Consider the following 25015-nt stretch of genomic DNA (forward strand, 5'->3'; position numbering starts at 1 on the left):
CAGCCGAAAAACCGCGTGCGACCTGCGGATACGCGGGTGACGCAGACAGCCCACGGCTGCGTCACCCCGCGTCGCCTGCGTCACCGCCCCGCGTCACCCGATGACACAGGTGACGCAGACCGGTGACGCACGCCCACCCCCTATGTCACCCAAAACCACAGGTCAGCGCGCTGAATGACGTAGGTGACGCGATGACGCAGAAATCCGAAGGTCGGACAGGTGCGTCCGCCTGCCAGGGCCTTGAGGCCCGCTCCCGACCACATTCGTGACCCCAAATTTCGCTCCGAGAAGGGAACCCATGCCTGCCGCGCCCGCGTCCCGCGTGATGCTCACCGTTCCTGAGCTGTGCGACGAACTCGGCATTTCCCGCTCCACCTTCTACGACTGGCGCCAGAAGCGGCGGGCTCCCCGCTGCATCAAGCTGCCGAACGGTGACCTTCGCGTTCGCCGGACCGACCTGGAGATCTGGCTGAACGAGTGCGAGGACGCTGCCTGATGGACACGACGTACGACGTGAAGCTGTGGAAGACCTCGGTATACGAGGGCAAGAAGAAGACCACCCACACCGTCCGTTGGGAGCTGGCGGGTAGGGAGTGGCGGAAGCCGTTCGCCACGGGCCCGCTCGCCGAGTCCTTTCGCTCGGGTCTCGTGACCGCGGCCCGCAAGGGAGAGGCGTTCAGCCTTTCCACGGGGCTTCCCGTCTCGTACCAATCCGGCGCGGCCGGCGTGAAGTGGTACGACTTCGCAGTTCAGTTCGTCGACCAGCTGTGGGAGCGGACGTCCGCGAACAACCGGCGCAACGTGGCAAAGGCGCTCACCCCCGTCACGGTGGCCCTGCTCCGCAGCAAACCGACCATGTTCGACGGCGTGGACGTCCGCCGGGCCCTCCGCGAGTACGCCTTCAACACCGGCCGGCGCGACGAGGCACCGCCGGAGATCGCTGTGATCCTGCGGTGGGTGCAGCGCAACAGCCTCACCATGGTGGCCTGGGAGGACGAGGGGACCGTCGAAGCGCTGCTGCGCTCCGCGGGGACCAAACTCGACGGCACCGCTGCGGCACCCAGCTCGGTCAGGCGGAACAAGCGGGTCCTCAATGTCCTGATCGAGCACGCCATCAAGAGGAAGGTGCTAAGGGAGAACCTGCTGCCCAAGGGCAAGGGCACCACGGCGGCCAAGACCTCCTCCGCCGTCGACAAGCGGTCCCTCCTCAACAAGGAGCAGGCCGGCGCGCTGCTCGCCTGGATTCACGCGCGGCCGAGGGGCGGCCGGCGGCTGCACGCCTTCTTCGCCACGATGTACTACGCCGGCGCTCGGCCCGAAGAAGTCGTGGCACTCAAGGTCGCGGACGTCCGGCTGCCCGGCCCGGATGCCGATGATCAGTGGGGCGAGCTGCTGATCCATACCGCTCAGCCCGAGGTGGGACGGCAGTGGACGGACACCGGTGAGGTCCGGGAGCTGCGGGGACTCAAGGGGCGGGCCGCCGACGACATGCGTACGGTGCCCTGCCGCCCGGCCCTCACTCGGATCCTCCGTGCCCACATCGAGAAGGAGGGGCTGAAGGCCGGTGACCTCCTGGTCCAGGGGGAGAACGGAGGACTTCTGGCAGGTTCGGTCATCCGGCGGGCCTGGCGACGGGCCCGAATGGTGGCTCTTCCGGCCCACGAATACGAGTCACCTCTCGCCCGGCGGGTTTACGACCTGCGGCACACCTGCCTGACCAACTGGCTCAATGCCGGCGTCCCCGCCGCGGACGTGGCCGAGTGGGCGGGCAACAGCGTCCCCGTACTCCTGGCCACGTACGCACGGTGCATCAACGGGCAGCTTGACGACCTCAAGCAGCGGATCGAGAGGGCGGGGGAGCTGCCCGACCCGGCCGCGCCCCGGGCCTGATTTTTCACCGCGTATTCTCCGCAGCCACCCGCAGAAACCCGGTACCAGCCGGACACCGTTGGACCTCCTCGCACCCGCTGAGGAGGTCCGGAGGTGACTGCTCCGCGTGCCACCAAATGGGCCTGACCAGCAAAAAGACCCTCCCGTAGGAGGGTCTTCACATTTGTGCCCCCGGCAGGACTCGAACCTGCGGCCAAGTGCTTAGAAGGCACCTGCTCTATCCACTGAGCTACGGGGGCCGGAAGGTGACCCTGGTGGGCCTGGAGCCCCTGGTGGGGGTGGGACTTCGGTCCGTGCCGGGTCAAGGATAGGGCTCCGGTTGCCTTGTCCCGGTTGCTTCACCCGCGTGCCACGATGTGGAGGTTCGGTGAAGCGGTCCCGATAATCGCAGGCAGGTGCGATTCGCGCATCGCTTTTGCGCCGCGCCGCCGTGGGTGTTGTGCACTCGTTATGCCTGCGCCACGCCTGCGCCCCACTCGTCCGCCGTGCCCGGAATATCCCGTCCGAGTCGCCGTCGGCGCGCAGAGGGCGTATAAGCTTCAAAAATGGTCCTAAATTGGGCATTCTTCGCATGTGGTGACCTTGGATGTTCGGCCTCAGCTGCTCGAAGCCCTGTCCGCCCTGCGCGACCGGGTCGCGTCCGTACGTCTGCCGTTGCCCCTGCCCGGCGCCCCGCGGGCCCGTCAGACCAGATCCGAGCTGCTCGCGCAGCTCGACGACTACCTCGTACCGCGCCTGAAGGCGCCCGAGGCGCCCCTGCTCGCCGTGGTCGGCGGGTCCACCGGGGCCGGTAAGTCCACCCTCGTCAACTCCCTCGTCGGACGCCAGGTCAGCGAAGCCGGCGTGCTGCGCCCGACCACCCGCACACCCGTGCTGGTCTGCCACCCCGACGACCACCACTGGTTCGCCGGAATGCGCGTGCTGCCGGATCTGATGCGGGTGTGGGTGCCGCACGAGGACGACGACACGCCCCCCAGGCCCTCCTCGCGCCGCCCGGGCCGCAGCCACACCGGCGCCCAGGGCGGCCACGAGACCCGCGAGATGCGGATCGAGACCGTCACCAGCCTGCCGCGCGGACTCGCCATCCTCGACGCCCCCGACATCGACTCCCTCGTGGTCGAGAACCGGACACTCGCCGCCGAACTCATCTGCGCCGCCGACGTCTGGGTGATGGTCACCACCGCCTCGCGGTACGCCGACGCCGTCCCCTGGCACCTCCTGCGCACCGCCAAGCAGTACAAGGCCACCCTCATCACCGTCCTGGACCGGGTGCCGCACCAGGTGCTCGCCGAGGTCTCCCGCCAGTACGGGGCCCTGCTCACCAAGGCCGGACTGGGCGAGGTACCGCGCTTCACCGTCCCCGAACTCCCCGAGTCCACCGGCGGCGGCGGCCTGCTGCCCGCCAGTGCCGTCGCCCCGCTGTTCGCCTGGCTCGCCCACCACGCCCAGGACCCGGCCGCCCGCCAGTACGCCGTCGGGCGCACCGCCCTCGGGGCGCTGGACTCGCTCGGGCGCCGGATGCCCGAACTCGCCTCCGCCGTCGCCGCCCAGCACGCCGCCGCCGTACGGCTCACCTCGGCCGTCGAGGACGCCTACCGGCGCGAGGGCAAGAGGGTGCGGGGCCGGCTCGACCGCGGTGCCGTGCTGGCCGGGGACGCGCTCACCCGGTGGCGCGGCTACCCCCTCGACACCAGCGCCGACGAACTGCTGGACTCGCTCGCCGAGTCCCTGGCCGCACTGCTCCAGTGCGCGGTCGCCGCAGCCGACGAGCGGATCGCCGAAGCCTGGCGGCGCGAACCGGCCTCCGGGGCGCTGGTGCTGCCCGCGCCCGACAGGGAGGCGGGGGAACGCATCGGCGTGGCGGTACGCCGCTGGCGGCGCGTGCTGGAGGAACTCGCCGAGGAGGAGGTCTCCCGGCTCGACAAACAGCCGGTGCCCGACGCCGACGGCGTCGCGGCCCTGCTCGCCGCCACCCTGCTCGGCGGCAAACGAGCCCGGCCCGCCGGGGAGAAGCTCGCCGAGCGGATCGGCGCCCAGGCCGCCCTGCGGCTGCGCGACAGGGGCGGAGAACTCGTCGGCGACCACCTCGACGGGGTGCTCCGCGGCGAACGCGACCGCCGTCTCGCCCCGTTGGAAGCACTCGAAGTGACCCCGGAACCCCAGGCCGAACTGATCGCCGCGCTGTCCGTACTGCAGAAGGAGAGGTGACGCCGTGACCGCCCTGACCGACCGCACCGACGACCGCTGGGACGACGGGCTCATCGCGCGCTCCCGCCCCCGCCCCGCCGAAGCGGACGAGGAGGGCGCCGCGGACACGGGCGACGAGGGCGACGAGGCGCTCGTACGGGCCGTCTCGGGCACCGGCAGCGACGGCGGCAAGGCGTCCGCGCCCCCGCTCAGCCCCGAGGCGCAGGCCCTGCGCCAGCGCCTGGACGCGCTGCGCCAGCTGGTCGCGCTCTCCCGGACCCGGCTCGACGGCAAGACCCTCGCCGAGGCCGGACGGGTGCTCGACGAGGCCGCCGCCCGCCGCGGGCTCTCGCCCCAGCACACGGTCGTCGCGATCGCCGGGGCGACCGGGAGCGGCAAGTCCACGCTCTTCAACTCACTCGCCGGAGTGCAGATCTCCGAGACCGGTCTGCGCCGCCCGACCACTGCCGCGCCCATCGCGTGCAGCTGGTCCGATGGGGCCGCCGGGCTGCTGGACCGGCTGGAGATCCCGGGACGGCTGCGCCGCCGGCCCCGGGAGACCTCCGAGGCCGAGACACTGCGCGGGATCGTCCTGGTGGACCTGCCGGACCTTGACTCCGCGCTCGGCGCGCACCGCGACCACGTGGACCGGGTCCTGGCGCTCGTCGACGCGGTGGTGTGGGTCGTGGACCCGGAGAAGTACGCCGACGCGGTGCTGCACGAGCGCTATCTGCGGCCGTTGGCCGGGCACGCCGAAGTGACCTTCGTCGTGCTCAACCAGGTGGACCGGCTCCCCGGCGAGGCCGCCGACCTCGTCCTGGACGACCTGCGCCGGCTGCTCGACGAGGACGGCATCGCACTCGGCGAGCACGGCGAACCCGGCGCCACGGTCCTCGGACTGTCCGCGCTGACCGGCGACGGCGTCGGGGAGCTGCGCGAACTCCTCGGGCAGTTCGCGCAGGAGAAGGGCGCCGCGACCCGGCGGATCTCGGCGGACGTGGACCGCGCGGCGGTGCGGCTGCAACCGCTCTACGTCGCCGACGGGCACCCCGGACCCGAGATCGGGGAGGCGGCGCGCGCCGAGTTCGAGGACCGGCTCGCCGAGGCGGTCGGGGCCTGCGCGGCCGGACTCGCCGCCGAACGGGCCTGGCGGCGCAACGCGGGCAAGGCGTGCGGCACCCCGTGGCTGCGGCTGTGGCGCTGGTACGAGAACCGGCGCGCGCCGCACACCCTGGCGGGCCTGGCCGCCCTCGCAGCCATCGGCGGACGGGGTCAGACGGCCGCGCAGCCACCGGTCGAGGAGGAGGTGACCGCGCGTCAGCGGGTGGAGCAGGCCGTACGGGCGGTCGCCGACGAAGCGGTGACGGGCCTGCCCGAACCCTGGGCGCAGGCCGTCAGGGAGACGGCGGTGCGCGGCGCCGACCGGCTTCCGGAGGCGCTGGACGAGATCGCGGTGACCCTCGGGCCCGCCGCCACGCCGCCGAACGTCAAACCGCCGCGGCCCGCGTGGTGGCCGGTGGCGGTCCTGGCACAGGCGGCCATGACGCTGCTGCAGATCTTCGGCGGACTGTGGCTCGTCGGGCAGATCGTCGGCGTCCTGGAACCGGAGCTGATGCCGCCGGTGCTGCTGATGGTGGCCGGTATCGTCGGCGGGCCGCTCGTGGAATGGGCCTGCTCGATCGCGGCCCGCGGTCCGGCACGGCGGTACGGGCAGGACGCGGAGCGCAGGCTGCGGCAGGCGGCGGCCGGGTGTGGGCGGGCCCGGGTGCTGGAGCCGGTGGCGGCGGAGCTGCTGCGCTACCGGGAGGTGCGCGAGCAGTACGCCACGGTTGCCGCAGGGGGGAGCCGGTTGTCCACAACCCGCCAGTAGTCCACAGGCCGGAGCGGGGACCCTGCCGCCGGCCGCAGCATGGGCCGTAGCCCGTACGGATGGTCCGCGCGGGCCACGACGACGGGGGAGGGCGACCAGGATGTACGACACCCAGGTGACGCTGGTGGGCCATGTGGCGACGCAGGTCGACTACAAGGAGACGGCGCACGGGCCGTCGGCACGGTTCCGTTTCGCGGTGACACCGCGGTACTTCGACCGGCGCAAGGACGCCTGGACGGATGGGGCCACCAGCTTCTACACCGTGTGGGCGCGGCGCACCCTCGCGGTGAACCTCGCCGGTTCCGTCTCCGTGGGCGAACCGCTCGTGGTGCACGGGCGGCTGCGCGTGCGGGAGGATCCGCCCGACGGGGAGGGCACCCGGTGGTTCGGCGCGGAGATCGACGCGACCGCCGTCGGGCACGACCTGAACCGCGGCACGGCGGCCTTCAGGCGAGTGGCGAGAACCGATCATCCGCTGATGGACACTCAGAAGGCGCTGGTGGGGTGAGTGTTCGAGGCGGTTAGGATTCCCCGGTACTCACGGGCACCTGGGTCTTTGGCCCGAAGGGGAAGACTGTGTCGATTGCCGTTCCCGCATCCTCCGTTCCTGCTCCCGCTCCTGCTGTTCCCACATCCGCCGCATCCGCCGCATCCGCCGTTCCTGATGGTCCCGCATCCGCCATCCCTGCCGTTTCCGCACCTGCTCCCGCCCCCGCCGAACCCGGCCCGGCGGTCCGGGGCTCCGTGCGCCGGCCGCTCGCGGCCGCCCTGCTGGCCGCGGCCCTCGCCGCCGCGCCCGGAGCCCCGGCCTTCGCCGACTCCGGCCCGGTGGCGCCCCGAGCCCCGGAGGGCGCGAGCGCCGTGCTGGACGGTCTCAAGACGTACGGGGAAGCGGTCCTCCACGCCGGCGACGGATCGGTGCGGCACATCCCCGCCGGCCTGTACGAAATGCGGGTCGACGGCGGCGGGATGCTCCAGACCTACGGGGTCGGGGTCGACGGCAACGCCCAGCCGCAGGCCCGGTACACCGAGAGCGGCTGGAGCGGCAGCGCGCTGGCGGGCAACGGGCAGGCCGGCCGGATCCGCTGGGTGCTGGAGCACTCCTACCCCCAGCTGAACGACCTGGCCGGGCTCGCCGAGGCGGCCGGGGCCGCGTCGCTCACCGCGGAGAGCGCGGCGGCCGGGACCCAGGTGGCGATCTGGCGGCTCGCCGACGGGGCGCGGGTCGAGGCAGCGGACCCCTCCGCCGAGAAGCTCGCCGACTACCTCCAGCGGGCGGCCGGACAGAGACCGGAGCCGCCCGCCTCGCTGGCGCTCGACCCCGGCGACGTCTCGGGGCCGGTCGGCACGCGGCTCGGCCCGGTGACCGTGCGTACCGGCGCGCGCAGCGTTTCGGTCATCCCGGACGCGGCGGCCGCGGCCATGGGCGTGCGCGTGCTGGATGCCGACGGGCAGCCGCTGACCTCGGCGGTCAACGGGAGCCGGATCTACTTCGAGGTGCCCGTGGGCACCCCCGACGGGACGGCCTCGGTGACCGTCCAGGGCGCCACCAGGGTGCCGGTCGGTCGGGTCTTCACCAGTGGCGTCCCCGCCCAGACGCAGATCGTGGCCGGCTCCAGCGAGTCCGTGGCGACCGCCACGGCGTGGGCCGCCTGGCAGCTGGCCCCGGCGTCCGGGGCCGGCGCGGACCCGGCCCCCGCCCCGGCCCCGGGCAGTGGCGCGGAGGCGGTCGTGCTGGGCGCGCAGTCCGGGCCGCTCCCCGTCACCTCGCCGGACGAGGAACGGCTGGCGACCAGCGGCAGCTCGGCCGCCACGCCGGTCATCGCCTCCCTGGCGGTGGGCCTGGTCGTACTGGGCGGCCTGGTCGTCCTGCTGCTGCGCAAGCGCCCGCTCGACGAGGAGGAGTAGGACGAGGAGCAGCGGTGGAGGCAAGGCCGGCCCGCGGAGCGCCGGGCCGGTTGCGATGCGGGATCCGGGGTAGAGGCAGGAAATGGTTGATCAAGAACTGACCTGGACCGGCGCCTTCGCGCGGTGGGACCGCCGGCTGTTCGACGCCGTGGCCCGCAGGCACTGGCCCGGCGCCGACCGGGTGCTGCCGCGCCTGGGGCGGGCGGCGAACCACGGCGTTCTGTGGGGCGGGGCCGCCGCGGCCATCGCCGTCCTCGGATCGACCGGCGCGCGCAAGGCGGCCCTGCGCGGGGCCGCCTCGCTGGCCCTGGCCTCCGCGACCATCAACACCATCGGCAAGTGGTCCGTACGCCGCCCCCGGCCGTTGCTGGAGGGGGTGCCCGCGGTGCGGCAGCTGGCCGTGCAGCCGCACACCACCTCCTTCCCGTCCGGGCACTCGGCGTCCGCCTTCGCCTTCACCGCCGGCCTGGCGCTGGAGGCCCCCGCCCTGGGCGCCGCACTCGCCCCGGTCGCCGCGTCGGTGGCGTTCTCCCGGGTCTACACCGGCGTGCATTACCCCTCCGACGTCGTCGCGGGCGCGGCGCTGGGCGTCGCCGCCGCGTTCGTCGTACGCCGGCTCGCGCGGGACGTGAAGGAGGCCCGGGCCGTGCCGGGCGACGAGCCGAGGGCCGTCGGTGTCCCCGCGCTGCCCGACGGGGACGGGCTGACGGTGGTGGTCAACACCGCCTCGGGCACGGCCGCCGAGGTCCGCGAGGTACTGCGCACCCGCCTCCCCAAGGCCGAGGTCGTCGCATGCGAGGGCGCGGAGCTGCTTCCCGCACTGGCGGAGGCGGCCTCGCGCGCCGCCGTCCTCGGCGTGTGCGGCGGCGACGGCACGGTCAACGCGGCCGCAGGCGCCGCCCTGCGGGCCGGGGTGCCCCTGGCCGTGTTCCCCGGCGGCACGCTCAACCACTTCTCGCTCGACCTCGGTCTCGTCGGACCGGAGAGCACCTGCGAGGCCCTGGAACACGGGGAGGCCGTCCACGTCGGCGTGGGCCGCTTCTCCCCGGGGCCCGGCCCCGACGGCGAGCCCGGCTACTTCCTGAACAACTTCAGCATCGGCGCCTACCCGGAGCTGCTGCGCCACCGGCTGCGCTGGGGCCCGCGCATCGGCGGCGGCCCGGCCGCGCTGCTGGCCGCCTGGAAGGTCCTGCGCGCCGAGCGGCCCGTGCGGCTGCGCCTGGCCGGGCGGCCCCGGAGCGTCTGGCTGCTCTTCGCCGGCAACGGCACCTACCACGGCACCGGCCCCACCCCCGGCCGCCGCGACAGCGTCGGCGAGGGCCTGCTCGACCTGCGGGTCGTCCACGGGGGCGGCCGGCCCGGACCCCGGCTGCTGGCCGCCGCCTTCGCCGGCCCGCTGAGCCGTTCCCCGGTCCACGCGGCCACTCACCTGCGGAGCCTGCGCGTCGGGGCGGTCCCCGAGGGCACGCCGCTCGCCTACGACGGTGAATACGCCAAGGCGCCGGGCGAGCTGGTCCTCGACACCCTCCCCGGCGCCCTCACGGTCTACCGCCCCCTCTGACCTCCGGCCCGCCGTCGGGATCCGCCGCTCAGCCGGTCTCCCGGCGCCCGGGCGCCTTCCGGGTCCCGACCCCGACGCCGACGAGCGCCAGCCCCGCGGCGACGACGCCGAGGTAGGCGGCGGGCGGAAGGCCGGCGACCCGGTGCAGCCAGCCCCATTCCGTGCCGAAGAAGGTCTGCGAGGCGAAGCCGACGAGCCCCTGGGCCCCGACGACGTAGCCGATGTTCTCGACGGTGTATCCGATGGTTGTTCGCACGGATCAACCCTCCCGCGGCGGTGCCGCGGGATCGTCCTCCGCAGGGCCGAGAACGCGGTAGGCCGAAGGATGCAGCCGCCGCGGGGGACGCCGCGGGCCCGGGGGCCCGGACCATACGGGTTTCCCCCGGGGTATGGACGCCTGGCAGTATGGGGTGTATCTGCCCACCATCGATCTGCCGGACGGTTTCTCTTGGCTGAGTACATCTACACCATGCGCAAGACGCGCAAGGCGCACGGTGACAAGGTGATCCTCGACGACGTCTTCCTGAACTTCCTGCCGGGGGCCAAGATCGGTGTGGTCGGCCCGAACGGTGCCGGTAAGTCCACCGTTCTGAAGATCATGGCGGGCATCGAGCAGCCGTCCAACGGTGACGCCTTCCTCGCACCCGGCTACACCGTCGGCATCCTCATGCAGGAGCCGAAGCTCGACGAGTCCAAGACGGTCCTGGAGAACGTCGAGGACGGCGTCGGCCCGATCAAGCAGAAGCTCAACCGGTTCAACGCGATCGCCGAGGAGATGGCGACGAACTACACCGACGAGCTCATGGAGGAGATGGGCAAGCTCCAGGACGACCTGGACCACGCCAACGCGTGGGACCTCGACGCCCAGCTGGAGCAGGCCATGGACGCCCTGGGCTGCCCGCCCGGCGACTGGCCGGTCACCAACCTCTCCGGTGGCGAGAAGCGCCGCGTGGCCCTCTGCAAGCTGCTGCTGGAGGCCCCCGACCTGCTGCTCCTCGACGAGCCCACCAACCACCTCGACGCCGAGTCCGTGAACTGGCTGGAGCAGCACCTGGCCCAGTACAAGGGCGCCGTCGTGGCCGTCACCCACGACCGCTACTTCCTCGACAACGTCGCCGAGTGGATCCTTGAGCTCGACCGCGGCCGCGCGCACCCCTACGAGGGCAACTACTCCACCTACCTGGAGAAGAAGGCCGAGCGCCTCAAGGTCGAGGGCAAGAAGGACGAGAAGCGCGCCAAGCGCCTCAAGGAAGAGCTGGAGTGGGTCCGCTCCAACGCCAAGGGCCGCCAGGCCAAGTCCAAGGCCCGTCTCGCCCGCTACGAGGAGATGGCGGCCGAGGCCGACAAGATGCGCAAGCTCGACTTCGAGGAGATCCAGATCCCGCCGGGCCCGCGCCTGGGCTCGATCGTGGTCGAGGTCAGCAACCTCTCGAAGGCCTTCGGCGACAAGGTCCTCATCGACGACCTGTCCTTCACGCTGCCGCGCAACGGCATCGTCGGCATCATCGGCCCGAACGGCGCGGGCAAGACCACGCTCTTCAAGATGATCCAGGGCCTGGAGAAGCCGGACTCGGGCGAGATCAAGGTCGGCGAGACCGTCAAGATCAGCTACGTGGACCAGGGCCGCGCCAACATCGACCCGAAGAAGACCCTCTGGGCGGTCGTGTCGGACGAGCTGGACTACATCAACGTCGGCCAGGTCGAGATGCCGTCCCGCGCGTACGTCAGCGCCTTCGGCTTCAAGGGCCCGGACCAGCAGAAGCCGGCCGGTGTGCTCTCCGGCGGTGAGCGCAACCGCCTGAACCTCGCGCTCACCCTCAAGCAGGGCGGCAACCTGCTGCTCCTCGACGAGCCCACCAACGACCTCGACGTCGAGACCCTGTCCTCGCTGGAGAACGCGCTGCTGGAGTTCCCCGGCGCGGCCGTGGTCGTCTCCCACGACCGCTGGTTCCTCGACCGGGTCGCCACGCACATCCTGGCGTACGAGGGCGACTCGAAGTGGTTCTGGTTCGAGGGCAACTTCGAGTCCTACGAGAAGAACAAGGTCGAGCGGCTCGGCCCGGACGCCACCCGTCCGCACCGTGCCACCTACAAGAAGCTCACCCGAGGCTGAGGGCTGAGGTCACGGCCATGGCCAGACACCAATACCGCTGCCCCCTGCGCTGGGCGGACATGGACGCCTTCGGGCACGTCAACAACGTCGTCTTCCTCCGCTACCTGGAGGAGGCGCGGATCGACTTCATGTTCCGCCTCGCGCCGGGGGAGGGCAGCGAGTCCTTCACGGGCGGATCCGTCGTCGCCCGCCACGAGATCGACTACAAGCTGCCCCTCGTGCACCGTCACGAGCCCGTCCTCATCGAATCCTGGGTGACCCGGATAGGCGCGGCCTCCCTGACCATCCGCTACGAGGTCAAGGACGAGGCGACCGAGGACCGGCCCGAGACCGTCTACGTGCGTGCGGAGACCGTGGTCGTGCCCTACAACCTCGCCGCGGGCCGGCCGCGCCGCATCACGGCGGAGGAGAGGCACTTCCTGGAGGAGTACCTCGACGAGCCGCGTTCCGAGGCCATCGCGGCATGAACGAGCAGCTGCGCTTCGCCGATCCCGGGGAGGCGGCGGACCTCGCCGCCTTCCTGGGCCGGCTGGTGCACTACGACCGCGCCGCCGCCGTCCGCCTCCAGGGGGCACCGCTCGCGCCGCAGGCCGCGGGCGGGGGCGGCGGCGCGCTCGGCGTGTTCGGACGCCCGCCCTCCTTCGAGGTCCTGGCCATTCGCACCGTGCGGCTGGCCGTCCCCGTGGCGGCGCCGCTGGACGTGACCGTGTCCGCCGGGGAGCTCCTGGAATCCGTGGACGAGGCCGCGGCCGGAGCCACCGTGCCCGGGCCGGTCACCGGCCCGCCCTGGACCGGGGTGCTCCCGCCCCGCGGCGGCTGGCGGCAGCTGCCGGGGCTGCCCGGCACCGAGGCGATCGCCCAGGCCGTGGCGGCCTCCGTCACCGAGTTCCGGGCCCGTGACGAGGCCCTGCCCGCCCAGCACCGGACCCGGTCCGAGCGCGACCGCATCGGCCGCGAGATCTGGTCCCGCACCCTGGGCGACACCGAGCTCCCGCTGCGCGTCGCGCACGCCGCGCAGTCCCTGGGCTTCCTGCGGCCGGTACGCGCCGCGGTGTCCGCTTCGGCGTCCGCGTCCGCGTCCGCCGCGTCCGATCCCGTGGCGCTGCTCGCCTCCGGGAGCTGGCTGCGCCTGCGCACGCCGTACGGCTCGGTCGCCACCCGCCGTCCCGGCGCCACCGGCGGCCTCGGCGCCTTCCGGGTCAGCCCCCGCTGAGCCCGCCCCCGACGGGGCCCGGGCCCTGCGGTCGGCGTCCCGACCGGCCCGCCGCGCCGGTCCGCCGGACCATCCCTAGCCCGCCGTGTTGATCATCGACGCGGCGGCGTACGTGAGGTACTTCCACAGCTGCGCCTCGTGCTCCGGCGCCAGGCCCAGCTCGTCCAGCGCCACCCGCATGTGCTTCAGCCATGCGTCGTGAGCCGCCGAGTCCACCGTGAACGGTGCGTGCCGCATCCGCAGGCGCGGGTGCCCGCGGTGTCGGCTGTAGGTGGTCGGACCGCCCCAGTACTGCATCAGGAACAGCGCGAACCGCTCCTCGGCCGGACCGAGGTCCTCCTCGGGGTACATCGGGCGCAGTAGCGGGTCCTCCGCGACTCCTTGGTAGAAGCGCCGCACGAGGCGGCGGAAGGTGTCCTCGCCACCCACCTGCTCGTAGAAGGTCTGCTCCTGAAGGCCGCCCCGCGGAATCTCATTCACCCGACCATCGTCTCAGACGCCCGGCACCGCCCGGAGGCCCTTCGCGCTCGCACCCGGCGGCCGGGCGCAGGACAGTGGAGGCATGGGCGCACACACCGCACGCACGGGGACGCGTGACCTGCGCGAGACGGCGCACGCCGCCCAGGTGCGGGAGCTGACCGCGGCCGGCGTGCTGGAGGACCCGCGCTGGCGGGCCGCGTTCGCGGCCGTGCCCCGGCACGTCTTCGTCCCGTACTTCTGGTCCGACCGCGGCGCCGGCCAGGAACGGCTCTGGGCCGAGGACCCCGACCCGGAGATCCGGGCCCGATGGCTGCGCGGCGTCTACGCCGACACCCCACTGGCCACCCGGCTGCGCGACGGCCGCCTGGTCTCCTCCAGCAGCCAGCCCTCGCTGATGGCGAAGATGCTGGCCGCGCTCGACGTGCGCGACGGCGACGACGTCCTGGAGATCGGCGCGGGCACCGGCTACAACGCGGCCCTGCTCTGCCACCGCCTCGGCGACGAGCACGTCACGACCGTGGACCTGGACGAGGAGATCACCGAGTCCGCCCGGGCGCACCTGGCCCGGCTCGGATACCACCCGGCCGTGGTGACCGGCGACGGCGCCCGCGGCTGCCCCGCCCGGGCCCCCTTCGACCGGATCCTGGTGACGTGCACGCTCCCGCTGGTTCCGCACGCCTGGCTCGGACAGTGCCGGCCGGGGGCGCGCATCCTCGCCCCGCTGTCGACCGGGCTGATCGCGCTCACGGTGCGGGACGCCGAATCCGCCGAGGGCCGCTTCCTGCACACCGCGGCCTACTTCGTCCCGCTGCGCGGGGCCACGGCCGTACCGCCGCCCGACCGGATGGCGATGGTCCGCGGCCTTCCCTACGAACTGGTGGAGAACGAGCGCTTCCAGTTCATGCTCGTGCTGACCGCCGGGGTGCTGACCCCCCGGGAAGCGCTGGACCTATGGCGCAGCGAGGGCCGTCCGGCCCGCGAACGCTTCGGGGTATCGGTCGGCCCGGAGGGCCAGTGGTCGTGGCTGGACGATCCCCAGGGGCCCTACGTATGGCCCCTGGGGGAGGCGTGATCAGCCGCGACGGATGGTGATGGTCGTCCAGGCGCCCACGTGGACCCGGTCGCCGTCGGCGAGCGGCACCGGGACGTAGGGCTGGATCGGGTCCTCGCCGCCGTTGATGGTGGTGCCGTTGGTGGAGTTCTGATCCACCACGGCCCAGCTCCGGTCGGGCTGCTGCACCAGCACTGCGTGCTGGTGGGAGACGCCCGGGTCCTCCGGGGGCACCGACAGGTCGATGTCGGGGGACTCGCCCGTGGAGGCGCGGCGGCGGCCGATGGTGATCTGCCCGCCGGACAGCGGGAGGTGCTGCTCCGGTGAGTACGCGGGCAGGTTGAGCCCGGTCGCCTCGGGCCCGCTGCGCTGCATCATCGCCATGAAGTACGAGCGGTCCGGGCCGATCGTCGCGGTCCAGGACCCGCTCTGGGACGGCAGGGGCTGGTACGCCGGGCTCTGGGGCTGCTGCCGGTACTCCTGCTGGTACTCCCGCTGGTGTTGGGGCGGGGGCTGCTGCTGGTACTGGGGCTGCGGGGCCTGCTGGTAAGCCGGCGGCGGCTCGTGCGCGGGCGGCTGCAGCAGCCAGTCGTCCTCGCGGTGCAGCGGCTCGGCTGGGCGGTTGACCCGGGACGGCCGCGAGCCCTGGTAGTCGAAGTGGTCCTGCGTGTACGGCCCCGGCACGGGCGGCGGAGGCGTGCCGCCGGGACGGGATCCCGCGGCACCCGCGCCGGGCGGCGGCCCCGTGTCCCCGGCCGGCGGCGGCGTGTACGAGGTCGCCGAACGGGTCAGGAAGTTGTACCGGCATTCCTCGCAGAACGGGGCCATGGCCTCGCGCGGGGTCCGGCACTGCGGGCAGAGCTCTGCCTGGGCGGTCGGCTCACCGGCGGTCGGGGGGAAGCCGTAGCCGTAGGAAGGCACCGCGGGGGGTCCCTCCGGGGTACCCATGCGGTGGCCGCAGACCTCGCACCAGTCGTCGGAGGCGGACTGGTGCCCGTTCGGGCAGGTCGGCATGGCGGCTCTTCCCCCTTCTTCTCCCTGCGTCATCGCGGGAGGCTCTCAGGACTTCTTCACTCGGACGGTCTGCGTCGAACGTGTTTCGAGAGTCATCTCGTCGGCGTCGGCGACCTTCGCTTTCAGCCGCACAGTACCTGCCACCGCGTCCACCACATCCACCACCTTCGACAGGAGCCGTGCTGTGTCGGCGTTGCCGGAGGCGCTCGCCAGTTGTACCGCCCGTCCGAGTTTGGCCGTGGCGCCGTCGACATCGCCCATTTTGCGGGCTTCGAGGCCCTGCTGGATAGCCTGCGCCAGCTCCGCCTGCCCGGTGTAGTGGGCGACCTGCGGGTTGATCGCGGTGGACGCGGCCAGGTCGTCCGTCCACACCGCGCGCACCAGGCCCTGGGCTAGGACGGCCTCGGGCTCGCCGCCCGTCGCGGGCCGGACCAGTGTGACGCGGGAGGCGAGCATCTCCTGGCCGACGGCCGCACCGGGGACGCGCACGCACACGTGGTACTCGCGGGACTCGTCCCCCCACGATCCGGTCGGGTAGTCGCCCGCGCGCGGGCCCGTGTCGGTGCGCCGGTCGGTGAGGTTGTGGACGGTCGGCGCGACCTGCTTGACGTACTGGATCTCCGCGCCGACCGGGGTCCACAGCCGCAAGGAGACGTCCGCGACCTCCTTGCCCATGACGTTCTCCATCATGCGCGTGAAGTCCTCGGTGAGGTGGGCCGGATCGGCCACGATGTCGGCGGAGCCGAGCAGCGCACTCGCGATGCCGGTGACCTCCTTCACCTCCCAGTCGGTGCCCACACCGCGGGCGTCGCAGGTGAAACGGCCCGCGCAGGCGTCGAGGGCGGCGCGCAGGACGGCCGGCTCCTCGTGCTCGTTGCGTCCGTCGGTGAGCAGGATGCCGTGGCGGATGGCGGCAGGGGAGCCGCGCAGCAGGCCGTCGGCCAGCCGCAGCCAGGTGCCGATGGCGGTGCCGCCGCCGGCGCTCAGGCCGCGCAAGGCCTCCTTGGCCCGGGCGCGGGTGGAGGCGTCGGCGACGGCGAGGCGGCCCTGGCCCGGGTAGACCTCTTTGGCCACGTGCGTGCCGGCGACCACCGCGAAGGCAGTGCCGTCGCGCAGGGTGTCGACGGCCGCCGCGGTGGCCTCGCGGGCGCCGCGCATCTTCTCCGCCGGGTACTCCATGGAACCGGAGCAGTCGACCATGATCACGACGGCTGCCGTGCCGTCGGCGGACGTGCCGCGGGTGACGCTCCCGCCGCCGGTGGCGGTGACGGTGACGATGGCGTGGACGTCCCGCCCGCCTTCGGGCAGGAACTCGTTCTGGTACACGTCCACGCTGAAGCGCGGTGCGCTCGGCTTGGCGAAGTTCGCCATCGGCTGGACTCCTAGAGGGCTCGGGCAGGCGGGTCAGACCTGCGGGCGCGCTTCCACTTCCGGTTCCCGTCCGGGCTGCGCGGCGAACGGCACGACGGCCACGGTGATGTTGTCGTGGCCGCCGCCGTCGAGGGCGTGGCCCACCAGCACCTGCGCGCCGTGCAGCGGGCGGACCGCGGCGTCGGCGGGCAGCACCTGCGCCATCTCGCGCGCGGACTCCGCGTAGTTCCACAGTCCGTCGGTGCAGACCACCACCACGCCGGGGTGGTCCGGCTTGAAGATCGCGGTGTGCGGTTCGAGTTCGTACGCGTCGGCGCCCAGCCAGCCGGTGATGGCGTGCGCGCGGACGTCCGCGTAGGCCTCGGCCTCGCCCATCAGGCCGGCGGCGACCATCTGGGCGGCCCACGAGTCGTCCTCGGTGAGGCGGCGGGGCAGCGCGGCACGGTCGTCGGGCACCCAGTAGGCGCGGCTGTCGCCCACCCAGCCGATGGTCAGCAGCCCGCCGCTGACGACGGCGCCGACCAGGGTGCAGGCGGGCGCGTTCTGCGCGCCGGGGACCTCCGGGGCCAGGGCGTTGACCGCCGCGGCGGCGGCCAGGATCGCCTCGTGCATGGCCTCCTGGGGGTGCGCACCGCGGGGGAGGGCCTCCAGCAGGGCCTCGTTGGCGGCGCCGGCCGCGGCGGCCGACGCGTCGTCGGGGCGGCTCGCGGAGGAGACCCCGTCGCACACGATGGCCACGGTGGCGGCCGAACCGTCGGGCAGGGCGGTCGCCGACACGGCGAACGAGTCCTCGTTGCGGTGGTGGCGCAGCCCCCGGTCACTGACGGCGGCGACGCTGCCCAGCTCCTCCTCGACGTGGTCGCGCTCCCGGGGCTGCGCGTGCCCGCAGTGCTCGCAGTACCCGTCGGTGTCGACGTGCCCGGCCCGGCAGGCCACGCAGGTCTTCCCACCGGGTGCGGCACCGGACGGGGGCGCGCTGTCGTAGGCGTTCTCGTACGGGTTCTCCGGGCCCGGGCCCCAGGGCGTCCCCCCGAGGGGCGCGCCGGGGTCGCCGCCGGGCCGGTCGTGCCGGGTCTCGGGGCCGCCCGCCGGGTCCTGCGCGGCCGCGGACTCGGCGCCGCTGCCGTACGGGCTGCCGGGGCCGGGGCCGGGGCCGTGGCCGTGGCCGGGGGTGGGTCCGGGGTACGAGGCTCCGGCCGGGCTCGGCCGGAGCTCCGGTTCCGGCTCCGGATCAGGCTGCGCCGGGGTCGCGGACCAGTCGGCAGGGTCCCCCACCAGGGTCGGCGCGGCCGCGGCCACGCTGCCCCAGCCGGGGGCGGGTCCGCCGCCGGGGGAGCCGTGCGAGCCGGCCGGGGCCGCCACCGCGTACCCAGCCGCGGGCGCGGCCTGGGCCGGCGGCGCCGGTGGGATGGGGAGGGTCGGCTGGTCCGTGGACGCGGCCGCGGGAGCAGCAGTCAGGGCGTAGCCGCAGAGGCCGCAGAAACGGTCCCCCTCTTCCATGGGCTCCGCGCAGCTCGGGCAGCCCGACGGCCGATGCATCGACATCAATCACACCCACGTCCGGGGACGGAAACGGTTGGCCCGTTCCACCAGTTCGATCCTCTCCTCGCCACGCCGCGCCAGCCGTGCGAGGACGCGGTACGAGCGCTCCAGTCCGAAGCGCAGGCCCCGCTCGTCCAGTTGACTGCCGAGCAGCGAGGTCCGGCCGGGGTCGGCACCCCGGCTGCCCGACAGTACCCAGTCCAGGGCCGAGCCCAGAACCTCCGTCGCCAGCAACTCCTGCCGCTCCGGGTCCAGCCCGAACCGCCGCAGCGCCTCCACCTGGTCCGCGGCGGCCGCGAGATCCGCCAGCAGCGGCTCCTGCGGTGACCGGTCGCGCAGACGTGCGCGTACGGCCGCCACCCGCGCGGCGGTGTAGTGGATGGACGCCTCGGGTACGGATTCCAGCGTGTGCACGGCCCCGTCCCGGTCCCCGGCGGCCAGTTGGACCCGCGCCAGTCCGAAGGCCGCGCTGACGAAGCCCGGATCGGTGATCCAGACCAGGCGGTAGTACTCGGCGGCGTTGTCCAGCTGGCCCAGCACCTCCGCGCACAGCCCGAGGGCCAGCTTCGGCGCCGGCTCGCCCGGGAAGGCGTCGTAGACCGCGTCGAAGGACAGGGCCGCCGTCTCGTCGTCACCGGTGGCCAGCGAGGCGATGCCGCGGGCCCACACCACCCGCCAGTCGTCCGGGTGACGGGCCTCCAGCTCGGCCAGCGCCTCCCCGGCCGAGGCCGGATCGCCGAGCTCCAGGCGGGCGCGCAGCTCGCGCAGCCGCAACTCGGCGGAGTCGGTGGGCGCCGAGGCCAGCGCGCCCAACAGGTCGCCGGGCGCGGAGGCCGCCAGGCCGGTCAGGAAGCCGGCATTGGGGTCGGCGGCGTCCACCAGCGGTACCGGCAGTGCCAGCGCCGTGTCGCGGGCGTCGACGGTCGTGGCGGGCCGCACGGCTCCGGCGTGCGGCGTGGCCGCGGGCTCCGGTGCGGCCGCCGCCGCGGGAGCCCGCCGGGCCCGGGGCACGGCCGCCCCGGCCAGGTGCGTGGCGCTGTCCCCCAGCACGGCTCCCGCGGGGGCGGTCCCGGTCAGCGCCGGACCGCCGGGCCCGGCGAACGGCCCCGAGGACGCGCCGGCCGATGCGGCCCCGGAGGGCGCCGGAGACACGGCGGCACCCCCGGCCGCCGTGCCGAACGGGGCTGGGTGGGCCGCGGCGCCGGCGGCACCTCCGGCCGCGGCGGGGGCCGCAGCTGCGGGCCCGTCCGGTGCCGGAGCCGCCGGCAGGGCGCGGCCCACGAGGCTGCGCAGGCCGGCGCCCCGGCGGGCGGCGGTCTCGCGGCCGCCCAGCCGGGAGACCACCGTGTCCGCCGTGTCCGTGCCGGCGAACAGCCGGGTGTCCGGCACCCGCAGTTCCGGGCCGAAGAGGGTGGACAGCTGCGGTCGCGGCTGCCCCGTCTGCAGGGCGACCACCTCCCGCAGGACGCCGGTCAGCTGGTCGGCCATCTCCTCTGCGGAGGCGAACCGCCGCCCCGGGTCAGGGTCGGTCGCCCGGACGAGCAGCCGGTAGAAGGACTCGTACCGCCGGAACACCTCGATGTGCTCCGGATCCGGCAGCGAGTCCGCGAACACGTTGGTGTAGCCCTGGAAGTCGAAGGTCAGGACGGCCAGCGTGCGCGCCACCGTGTACAGGTCGGAGGCGACCGACGGGCCCAACTCCGCCACCTCCGGCGCCTGGTAGCCCACCGTGCCGTATATGGCCGACTCTTCGTCGTCCATCCGCCGCACCGCGCCCATGTCGATCAGCTTCAGCTGGTCCTGCTGCTGGATCGCGTTGTCGACCTTGAAGTCGCAGTAGAGCAGGTTCCTGCTGTGCAGGTGCCCCAGAGCCTCCAGCGCCTCGATGCCGTACGCGCAGGCCTGTTCCACCGGCAGTGGGTCGCGCCGCCCGTCGGGCCGGCGCCGCTCGTTCGCGATCTCCTTCAGCGACTTGCCGCCGACGTACTCCATGACGATGTACCCGTCCAGCGAACCGGTCCGCTGGTCCAGGTGCTCCACGAAGTTGTAGATCCGCACGATGTTGGAGTGCTCGATCTCCGCGAGGAAGCGGCGCTCCGAGATCGCCGCCTCCATCGCGTCCTGGTCGCCCGTGTCGAGCAGGCCCTTGAGGACCACCCACCGGTCCGCGACCGCCCGGTCCACCGCCAGGTACACCCAGCCGAGGCCGCCGTGCGCCAGACAGCCCGCCACCTCGTACTGGCCGCGCACCACGTCACCGGCGCGCAGCTTGGGCACGAAGGAGTAGGGGTGCCCGCACTTGGTGCAGAAGCCCTCGGTCCGGCCCGGCCGGTCCCCGCGGGCCCGGCCCACCGGAGCGCCGCAGTCCGAACGCGAGCAGAACCGCTTGCGCTCGGGCACCTCCGGGTTCTCCAGGACCGCCGTCGAGGGGTCGGGCCGCGGCACCTCCGGAACGCTGACCAGACCGGCACCCAGCCGGCTGCGTCCCGAGGAGGCGGCCGAACCCGAACTGCGCACCGAGACCGAGCGGGTTGAAGCCTGCCCCGCCAGGGAACGCGACAGCCGCCCCGACACCGAACGGTGCGAGGAGGAGGATCGGGAGGACCGGGCCGAGGCCGAGGAGCGCGCCGAGCCGTGGGACCCCTGGGAGCCCTGCGACCCGTGGGAGCCCCGGGACCCGCCGGAGCCCAGGGAACCGCGCGCCGGGCTCGTCATTCCCGTCGGCGGTGACACCAGCTCCTCGGCGCCCGCCGCGACCGCGCCGACCGGGGCCAGGCCGCAGGTGTCGCAGTACAGCCCGCCGCCGCCCATGTCCTCGTACGTCCCCGGGCAGCCGGGGCGGACGCACGCCGTTCCGCTCAGGCTCATGCGTCCTCCGTCCCCGGCCCGCCGGGCCGCTCTTCTCCGTGGTGCTCCGGTCCCGGCCGCTGCCGCGGTGCCAGCGACTCCCCGGCCGCCTGTTGGTAGCGCAGGACGGCCTGTTCGGCGGCCCGCAGGTCGCAGGGCGCGCTCCACAGCATCCGCCGGGCCGTGTCGTACCTCTCGATCAGCAGGGGGTCCTCGGCCAGGCCGTGCCGGGCCACCTTCGCCCGGTACGCGTCCAGCCGCCCGCGCAGCTCGGCCCGTACGGCCAGCGGGGCCGTCACCGCGGTCAACGATTCGCGGGCCCTGCGCAGTTCCTCCTCGGCCCGCTCCTCCAGCGATTCCAACAGGGGCGAGAGCCGGTGCCAGCGCGCGTGGCGCCGGTGGTCGGCGGCCGCCGCGAGCTGCTCCTGGAGCACCGTCGGCGGGCCGCTGACCACGGGCACCTCGGAGGCGGCGATCTTCGCCAGCACCTCGCCGCGCGCCGTCCGCGCCTCCGCCAGGGTGCGGTCGGCCCGCGAGAGCACGTCACGCAGGCCGATCAGCCGCTGCTCGGCGTCCTGCCGGACGGCCAGCACCGCCTCCACCTCGCGGCGCACGTCCTCCAGGGCGAGCGCGGCCCGGTCGTAGCGCCCGGTGTCGGGGCGGCCGCCGCCGGGCGCGGAACTGCCTGCGGCGGACTGCCAGAAGGCCAGCGGATCGGCGATCACCTCGGCGCGCAGCTCCGTGAGCTCGGCGGTGATGTACTCCAGGTCGTCCCCCGAGGGGTGCTCGCCCGGGCGCACGCCCACCGAGTGGGCCAGCGAACGGGTGCGGTGCAGCTCGGCGGCGAGCAGGTCGATCCGGGCGGGCAGCGCCGACCACACGGCGTCGGCCGCGACCACGACGTCCAGCGAACGGGCGTAGAGGTCGTTCATCCGGGCCACGAGCTCGGCGAGCGAGAGCCGCTCCGCCAGCGCGGCGCCCTCGGTGGCCGCCCCGGCGATCAGGACCCCGGGCCCGCGCAGCCGCTCGGTCAGCTCGGTCAGGTCGTCGCGGTTGGGCCAGCGGCGCCGCTCGCGGATCTCCCGGGCGGCGGCCAGTGCCCCGCTGTAGGCGTCGAAGTACGTCCACAGCCGGGTGATGTCCGCTTCGGCGCAGGTCCAGCGCTCCTTGGTGAGCCCACTCAGCTCGGCGCCCTCCAGCAGCCGGCGCCCGGCGTGGTCCTGGAGGGCGAGCAGTGAGGTCTCGACGGCCTCGTGCTCGGCGCCCAGCCTGGTCAGGGCGCGGTCGACGCCGTCCCGGTCCATCACTGCAGACCCCACCTCCACCGACTGTGCCTCCGCTTCCGCCGCCTCCGTGTCCCCTCCTGTCCTTCCCTTCCTTCCCTCCGTGTCCGACCTCGTGCCCGGTCCCGTGCCCGAAATCGCCACCGGTCTCAGCCCTCCCGGTACTTGGGCGCGGGCGGCCCGGTCACGCCGGGCAGCACGGGTTGGAGGTGTTTGAGGTACGCCTTCATCCACGGGCTGTCATTGCCGCCCGCGCGGTAGTCCTCCAGCACCTTGTTGACCCGGCGGACCAGGTCGGGGGCGTCCTTGTTCATCGCGACCCCGTAGAACTCGCGGGTGAAGGGCGAGCCCACCAGCCGTACCGCCGGGTCCTGCGCCGCCTGACCGGCGGCCAGGGCGTTGTCCGTGATGATGCCGTCGACCTCGGCCAGCTGGAGCCGGACCAGGCAGTCGAGCTGGTTGGCCACGGTGACCGCCGCCGCGCCGAAGGACTGGGCCTTGAGCGCGCTCTCGGCCGTGGAACCGGCCGCGACGCAGATCCGCTTGTCCTTCAGCGAGGGGTCGTATCCGGTGATCGGTGAACCCTTCGGTGCCAGTACCTGCTGCCCGGCCTCGAAGTAGGCCGTCGAGAAGGCGACGTCCTCCAGCCGCTCGCAGTTGATCGTCATGGTCCGCACGACGATGTCGACACGGCCCTCCTGGAGGGCGGGGATGCGTTGGCTCGTCGGGACGGCCCGGTAGATGACCGCGTTCTCGTCGCCCAGGATGTCCTTGGCGATGGCCTTGACCAGGTCGATGTCGAAGCCGTCGAGGCGGACGCCCTCTGCGGTCTGGTTGCGGTACCCCCAGCGGAAGCTGCTCTGGTCCACGCCTGCGACGAGCTTGCCCGCCTCCTTGATCCGGGCGATGGACGCTCCGTCCAGGTCGGACGGGCGCAGGCTGGCCTCGGGGTCCTGACAGGGGCCCGACAGGACCCAGGGGGCCGCCGGGGCGGGTCCGTGCGCGGGGGCACCGGACGTCGTGTCGGGCGTCGCGTGGGCCAGCGGCAGCAGGACCCCCGCGGCGGTCACGGCACAGGCGACGGCCATCGCGCTCACGCCGCCCCAGCCGCGCAGCCGGCGCGCGCCCCGCCGGACCACGGAGACCGAGCCCGGGGCGCGGGTGCGGACCTCGTGCTCCTCGTGCTCCTCGTGCTCCTCGTGCTTTCCTTGGCCCTCGGCGGCCCGCCTCGCCCGTATCCGCATCGCTCTCACCTGTACTCCGAAAGCCTGCGCCCGATACCGAGCAGGGCCGCTGTGGCGCCGATGACCGCCAGTACCGCCGAGCCGGTCACCAGGCCGGCCAGCGCGCCGAGCCCGTCCTGGGCGGCGCGGGTGAACTCCCGCTGCTCGTGGGCGACAGCCTGTTCCAGGGAGGCGTCCACCGTGTCGAAGGCGGCGCCGCTGCTCTCCTTGTGCTGCGCGTCCCCGACGACCTGGGGCAGCGCGGCTTCGTAGTCGCCCTTCAAGTCCGCCTCCCGGGCCGCCGTGTGCCGCCGCTTCCACTGCTCGACGCCGTCGACGGCCTGGCTCACGGGCGTCCGGCCGTCGTCGTCGGCCAGCCGCAGCGCGGTCGCGAGCCCCGCGTCCAGCTGCCTCATGTTGTTCGTGAAGTCCACGTCGTACTTGTCCGACTTCTTGTCGTCGGCCAGTACGGCGCCTCGCGCGATCAGGGTCAGGTTCTCACTCGCCCGTGCCTGGAGGGAGGCGATCCGCGCGTCGTTGAGCACCTTCATCGACTCCTGCCCGTCCGTGCGCGCCTCAGTCAGCGACGAACGCGCCACCGTGTGGCCGACGGACAGCCAGAGCAGCACCACCACGGAAGCGGCGGTCGCGGCCACCAGCCCGTGGTTGAAGACCCGGTTCGTGTGCCGGTAGTTGCGCCGTTGCGCCCAGGCCAGCGCGGCCACGGTCAGCAGGCCGAGCGCCAGCGAACCCAGCGGCCAGGACCGGGCGTCGTCGTCGTCCGTGTACAGCCGGCGGGTCTCCGCCTCGTACAGCCGCTGGGCGGCGGGCAGCAGTTGGGTGGTCATCTGTTCGTTGGCGTAACGGAGGTACGCGCCACCCAGTGGCAGTCCCTGCCGGTTGGTGGCCCGGGCCTGCTCGATCAGGCCGGTGTAGCGCGGAAGCTGTTCACTCAACAGGGTGATCTGCTCGCGGGACTCCTCGCTGCCGCCGGTGTTGGCGGCGGCGCTCACGAGCAGGCGGGAGGCATTGGCGATGTCCTTCTCGTACCGCTGGCGGACCTCGCGCGGCTCCTGCGCGCCGAGGAGGAACCCGCTGGAGGAGGTGGTGTCGGCGTCGGCGAGCGAGCGGTAGATGCTGGCCGCGTCCGCGCTCAGCGGCTGGCTGCGGCCCACCACGTCGTCCGCGGCGGTGGCCCGGGCGGAGATCTCCCACACGCTCACCGCGCCGAACAGCATGATGAGGGCGGCCAGTACCGCGCCGATGATCCGCAGCCGGCCCGGCTCGGTGGTGGCCGCCTCGCGCACCCGCTGGACGCCCTCGGACCAGGCGGTGCGCCGCCCCGGCGGGCCGGCGGGCGGGGACGCCGGCGGTCCGGCGGGCGGCGCGGAGACACCACCCCCGGGCGCGGGCGCGCGTGAAGTGATCGCCACCGTGACCTCCCCCTCGGTCCTGTCGTCCC

20 protein-coding genes and 1 tRNA gene are annotated in these 25015 nt (G+C 73.7%); 11 read left to right on the plus strand and 10 right to left on the minus strand.

Going from position 1 to position 25015, the window contains the following annotated elements; genetic code table 11:
• The first annotated feature begins 298 nt into the window (after window positions 1-298).
• Both AW27_RS21790 and AW27_RS21795 read left to right on the plus strand, forming a co-directional pair.
• Window positions 299-496: a helix-turn-helix transcriptional regulator gene (locus tag AW27_RS21790; protein ID WP_031145497.1), complete on the plus strand. Its 198-nt coding sequence runs from the start codon at window positions 299-301 to the stop codon at window positions 494-496.
• Window positions 496-1890: a tyrosine-type recombinase/integrase gene (locus AW27_RS21795; RefSeq protein WP_037923621.1), complete on the plus strand. Its 1395-nt coding sequence runs from the start codon at window positions 496-498 to the stop codon at window positions 1888-1890. Before AW27_RS21790 ends, AW27_RS21795 begins: the two co-directional genes overlap by 1 nt.
• A gap of 166 nt (window positions 1891-2056) precedes the next feature.
• Here the strand turns inward: AW27_RS21795 and AW27_RS21800 are convergent.
• A tRNA-Arg gene (locus tag AW27_RS21800) sits at window positions 2057-2129 on the minus strand.
• 343 nt (window positions 2130-2472) lie between these two features.
• Here AW27_RS21800 and AW27_RS21805 point away from each other — a divergent pair.
• The 5 genes from AW27_RS21805 (at window position 2473) to AW27_RS21825 (ending at window position 9416) form a co-directional block, all read left to right on the plus strand.
• Window positions 2473-4098: a dynamin family protein gene (locus AW27_RS21805; protein WP_037924342.1), complete on the plus strand. Its 1626-nt coding sequence runs from the start codon at window positions 2473-2475 to the stop codon at window positions 4096-4098.
• 4 nt (window positions 4099-4102) lie between these two features.
• Window positions 4103-5947, plus strand: coding sequence for a GTPase (locus AW27_RS21810; RefSeq protein WP_037923624.1), 1845 nt, complete (start codon window positions 4103-4105; stop codon window positions 5945-5947).
• Window positions 5948-6047: 100 nt separating this feature from the next.
• Window positions 6048-6455: a single-stranded DNA-binding protein gene (locus tag AW27_RS21815; RefSeq protein ID WP_037923625.1), complete on the plus strand. Its 408-nt coding sequence runs from the start codon at window positions 6048-6050 to the stop codon at window positions 6453-6455.
• A 236-nt stretch (window positions 6456-6691) separates the two neighbouring features.
• The gene (locus AW27_RS21820; protein ID WP_037923628.1) at window positions 6692-7855 is read left to right on the plus strand and encodes a thioester domain-containing protein; all 1164 of its coding nucleotides are present in this window, start codon (window positions 6692-6694) and stop codon (window positions 7853-7855) included.
• Between the two features lie 82 nt (window positions 7856-7937).
• Window positions 7938-9416 (plus strand): bifunctional phosphatase PAP2/diacylglycerol kinase family protein, encoded by a 1479-nt coding sequence (locus AW27_RS21825; protein ID WP_037923630.1) that lies wholly within the window; start codon window positions 7938-7940, stop codon window positions 9414-9416.
• 28 nt (window positions 9417-9444) lie between these two features.
• On the opposite strand, the gene AW27_RS21830 is transcribed toward AW27_RS21825, so the two are convergent.
• Entirely contained in the window at window positions 9445-9672 is a 228-nt protein-coding gene (locus tag AW27_RS21830) for a hypothetical protein (RefSeq protein WP_304949894.1), read from the minus strand.
• Between the two features lie 192 nt (window positions 9673-9864).
• On the opposite strand from AW27_RS21830, the gene ettA reads away from it, so the two are divergent.
• From ettA to AW27_RS21845, 3 genes are read left to right on the plus strand one after another with little or no spacing between them, the layout of a single operon-like run.
• Entirely contained in the window at window positions 9865-11529 is a 1665-nt protein-coding gene (gene ettA, locus AW27_RS21835; RefSeq protein ID WP_037923637.1) for an energy-dependent translational throttle protein EttA, read from the plus strand.
• Between the two features lie 17 nt (window positions 11530-11546).
• Window positions 11547-11996, plus strand: a complete 450-nt coding sequence (locus AW27_RS21840) for an acyl-CoA thioesterase (RefSeq protein WP_030031525.1) — start codon at window positions 11547-11549, stop codon at window positions 11994-11996.
• The gene (locus AW27_RS21845) at window positions 11993-12742 is read left to right on the plus strand and encodes a DUF8010 domain-containing protein (protein WP_037923639.1); all 750 of its coding nucleotides are present in this window, start codon (window positions 11993-11995) and stop codon (window positions 12740-12742) included. The genes AW27_RS21840 and AW27_RS21845 overlap by 4 nt, the downstream gene beginning before the upstream one ends.
• Window positions 12743-12817: 75 nt before the next feature.
• Here the strand turns inward: AW27_RS21845 and AW27_RS21850 are convergent, their stop codons facing one another.
• A complete protein-coding gene (locus AW27_RS21850) occupies window positions 12818-13222 on the minus strand; it encodes a globin (protein ID WP_037923641.1) in 405 nt (134 codons plus the stop codon).
• An 82-nt stretch (window positions 13223-13304) separates the two neighbouring features.
• On the opposite strand from AW27_RS21850, the gene AW27_RS21855 reads away from it, so the two are divergent.
• A complete protein-coding gene (locus tag AW27_RS21855) occupies window positions 13305-14294 on the plus strand; it encodes a methyltransferase domain-containing protein (protein WP_052030860.1) in 990 nt (329 codons plus the stop codon).
• On the opposite strand, the gene AW27_RS21860 is transcribed toward AW27_RS21855, so the two are convergent.
• From AW27_RS21860 to AW27_RS21890, 7 genes are all read right to left on the minus strand, one after another.
• On the minus strand, window positions 14295-15287 hold the full coding sequence (locus AW27_RS21860) for an FHA domain-containing protein (protein WP_037923642.1): 993 nt from the start codon (window positions 15285-15287) through the stop codon (window positions 14295-14297).
• A 45-nt stretch (window positions 15288-15332) separates the two neighbouring features.
• Window positions 15333-16658, minus strand: coding sequence for a VWA domain-containing protein (locus AW27_RS21865; protein ID WP_037923645.1), 1326 nt, complete (start codon window positions 16656-16658; stop codon window positions 15333-15335).
• A 33-nt stretch (window positions 16659-16691) separates the two neighbouring features.
• Entirely contained in the window at window positions 16692-18158 is a 1467-nt protein-coding gene (locus AW27_RS21870) for a PP2C family protein-serine/threonine phosphatase (protein WP_236647696.1), read from the minus strand.
• Between the two features lie 48 nt (window positions 18159-18206).
• Window positions 18207-21068 carry a serine/threonine-protein kinase gene (locus tag AW27_RS21875; RefSeq protein ID WP_037923646.1) on the minus strand — a complete coding sequence of 954 codons (2862 nt, stop codon included), beginning with the start codon at window positions 21066-21068 and terminating at the stop codon, window positions 18207-18209.
• Window positions 21065-22351, minus strand: coding sequence for a hypothetical protein (locus AW27_RS21880; protein ID WP_037923648.1), 1287 nt, complete (start codon window positions 22349-22351; stop codon window positions 21065-21067). The genes AW27_RS21875 and AW27_RS21880 overlap by 4 nt, the downstream gene beginning before the upstream one ends.
• A gap of 128 nt (window positions 22352-22479) precedes the next feature.
• The gene (locus AW27_RS21885; RefSeq protein ID WP_052031006.1) at window positions 22480-23418 is read right to left on the minus strand and encodes a glutamate ABC transporter substrate-binding protein; all 939 of its coding nucleotides are present in this window, start codon (window positions 23416-23418) and stop codon (window positions 22480-22482) included.
• 161 nt (window positions 23419-23579) lie between these two features.
• On the minus strand, window positions 23580-24986 hold the full coding sequence (locus tag AW27_RS21890) for a hypothetical protein (protein WP_037924351.1): 1407 nt from the start codon (window positions 24984-24986) through the stop codon (window positions 23580-23582).
• Window positions 24987-25015: the final 29 nt, after the last annotated feature.

It is taken from the genome of Streptomyces sp. PCS3-D2, assembly GCF_000612545.2.
Classification (GTDB): Bacteria; Actinomycetota; Actinomycetes; order Streptomycetales; family Streptomycetaceae; genus Streptomyces.